Below are 3323 nucleotides of genomic sequence, written 5' to 3' on the forward strand. Positions count from 1 at the left end.
ATCTGGCGTTCATTCGTATGTTGCATTGTTCAGTTTTCAAAGGTCATCTCGTCGTCTTTGTTTCTGTTGTCTCCCGACGACTTGTATATCTTACCAAATCCTTCGTTCGATGTCAAGTAAAAAATCTAATTTTTTTGACATTTCTTTTGATTTATCTCTGACAAGGCCATTATACAGCAAAAGAGGCCACTGTATCGTGAAAAATACAGCAGCCCCTTCCTTTAATTGATAATTAAATTTTCCTCTTTTTTCACTTATCCGTAATAGTATGCTGCCATTCCTGCAATGACAATACGGGACTGCGCCCATGAGTAATCATGCGGTGCATGCCTTCTACGCTGGCTCTGGCCGCGACAATGGTAGTCACATAGGGAATATGAGCCCGGACGGCTGCTTTACGCAGGGCCCCATCATCATCAGCTGCATCTTTACGCACAGATGGCGTATTGATTACCATCTGAACCGTACCATCGGCAATCAGGTCTTCTATATTCGGGCTGCCTTCTCCCAACTTGTTCGCCCGTTTGACCGGGATACACGCCGCCTGCAGCAGTTCAAATGTCTTATCCGTCGCATAGATAGCAAAATCATCTTCGGCGAATTCCTGTGCAATTGCAGCGATATAGGGTTTATCAGCATCACTGACGGAAATAAGTACAGCTCCTTCCAGAGGCAGTGTTCCCCCTGCCGCTTCTTCTGCCTTATAGAACGCTTCACCTGATGTCTTTGCCAGTCCCAATACTTCACCCGTAGAACGCATTTCCGGTCCCAATACGGGGTCTACTTCCGGGAACATATCAAACGGGAATACGGATTCCTTAACTCCATAAAAGGGAATATGTCTTTCTGTTAACGAAGGAACAGGCGATTCCTTCCCTGTCAGTGGCAGCGTCATGATTTCTGCAGCCAGTTCTGGCAAGGGGATATGGCATAGCTTGGAAACCAGGGGCATCGTACGCGACCCTCCCAGATTGACTTCCAGGACATATACCTGGTCATCTTCAATGGCATATCGTATATTCATTAACCCCATAACGTGGAAAGACACTGCTATTTTTTCCGTATATTTCTGAATCTGCTTCAGTGCTTCTCCGGCAATATGACGGCTTGGAATGACGCAGGCACTATCTCCGGAGTGAATCCCTGCCAGTTCAATATGCTCCATGACCGCCGGTATAAATACGTGTCTGCCATCGCTTACGGCATCGGCTTCACATTTCAGCGCCGTGTGCAGGAAACGATCAAGATATACAGGGTAGTCAGCCGTAATACCAGCCTTTTTCATCGCCGTTTCCAGAGTGGCCGGATCATGAATGATGGTCTTGGAATCACCTATATGCAGCACCACCGGATATCCTATCTGTTCTGCTACATGCAACGCATCCTCTGGCTGGACAGCTGAACCAGACTCTGGCACAGGAACAGCGATCTTGTTCATCATGTCCTGGAATTGGTGCCAGTCCCCGGCAAGATTCAGGCTGCCCGGGTCCGTTCCCAGAATATGCACGCCTTCTGCCTGCAGAGCCACTATAAGTTTTTCTGCTGCCCTTCCTCCAAACTGGCCGATGACGCCGACTGGTTTTTCATGACGGCAGATTTCCAGTACATGTTCGACTGTCAGCGGTTCAATATACACCGTATCTGCAGCATCCTCTCCAGTCGATACAGCTGCCGGATCACAATTGACCATAATGGTTTCAAATCCTGATTTTTTCAACGCTGCCATAGCCCGGATACATCCATAATCGGATTCCCCGCTTTGGCCAATACGTTCAGGACCGCTCCCCAATACGATAATTTTAGGTTTCCCCTGCCGTACGGTATGCTGATTTTCTCCATTGTATGTAGAAAAACAGCCCGTCTGCCGCATAGCGCTGTTAACGGAAACAGCCTGCCATTTTTCCGTCAGAGCAATCGACTGCCGGTGTATGCGGATTGCATCTTCCGGCACCTCCAGAATATGGCTCAGACAGGCATCGGAAAATCCATCTTTCTTGGCCTGTACCAGTACCGCATCAGAGGGAATTGCCCCCTTCAATTCTCTGAGGGCATTTTCTTCATCCGCCAATTCTTTAATCTGTGTAATGAACCAGGAATGAACCTGTGTTATTTTTTGTATTTCTTCCGGGGCAGCTCCCTTGCGAAGCGCTTCATACATCATAAAGTATCGTTCCGATGAAGGAACAGCTAACTTTCGCATCAATTCATCCGGGGTCATTGCCATGAACATTTCATCCTGGCCCAGCCCGTACCGGTTCTGTTCCAGCGAGCAGACAACTTTTTGCAATGCTTCTTTAAAGGTTCTCCCCAGTGCCACCGCTTCACCGATGGACCGCATCTGCGTTCCCAGTATGTCTTTGGCGCCATCATAGGGATGGAAATCCCAGCGCGGGAATTTTACCGCTATCGGGCCATGCCCCGGCTGATACTGATCCATCGTTCCCCAGTCCGCACAGGGGATTTCCCGGAGTAACAGACCGGATGCCAGTCTGGCTGAAATGCTGGCAACGGGAACCCCCGTCACCTTTGAAGCCAGTACAGAAGAACGGGACATCCGTGGATTGAAGGAGATGACAGTTACGCGGCCATCCTGCTGATTCCAGGCAAATTTTATATCAGCACAGCCGATGATTCCCATATGTTCCACAATTAAGGTTCCCTGACGCTGAATTTCCTTTTGTACATCCTCCGGAACAGTCAGCATAGGAATCACAGAAACAGAATCCCCCGTATGAATTCCCACAGGGTCCAGATTTTCCATAAAGCACACCGGCACAACGGTATGTTCCGCATCACGGAGCACCACCAGTTCCAATTCTTTCCACCCGGTCAGCGTCTCTTCAACCAGGACCTGCCGGGCCTGGCCGGACTGCAGAGTACGGGCACAAAGCGCCCGGAGCGACGGTTCATCCTCTGCTATGCCGCTTCCGCTGCCTCCACATGTATATGCAGGGCGGAGTACGACGGGATATTCCATTTTACCTGCCGCCGCCAGGACTTCCTCGACGCTGGAGCAGACAATGCTCCGGGCAGTCTGAAGTCCCAATTCATCCATGGACTTTTTAAATGCGATGTGGTTTTCTCCGCCTTCGACAATATTCATCGGTATGCCGGCAATACGGACTCCGTATTGTGCCAGGATTCCCTTTTTATTTAATCCGGCACATACACGAATGGCAAGATGCCCGCCCATACCGGGCAATAGTGCGTCGGGCCGTTCCTTTTCAATCACCCGCGTCAGGCATTCTTCATTGAGTGGTTCAATATAAGTATGATCTGCTACAGATGGATCCGTCACAACTGCTGCCGGATTGGAATCAACG

The 3323-nt window shown here is 49.6% G+C and carries 1 protein-coding gene; it reads right to left on the reverse strand.

What is annotated here, in order from left to right; translation table 11 throughout:
• Positions 1–250 precede the first annotated feature (250 nt).
• On the reverse strand, positions 251–3323 hold a 3073-nt coding region (gene carB, locus DBO31_RS06460), incomplete at its 5' end, for a carbamoyl-phosphate synthase large subunit (protein ID WP_150824734.1).

The sequence above is a fragment of the Megasphaera sp. DJF_B143 genome, assembly GCF_900320625.1.
In the GTDB taxonomy this organism is placed as follows: Bacteria; Bacillota; Negativicutes; order Veillonellales; family Megasphaeraceae; genus Megasphaera; species Megasphaera hexanoica.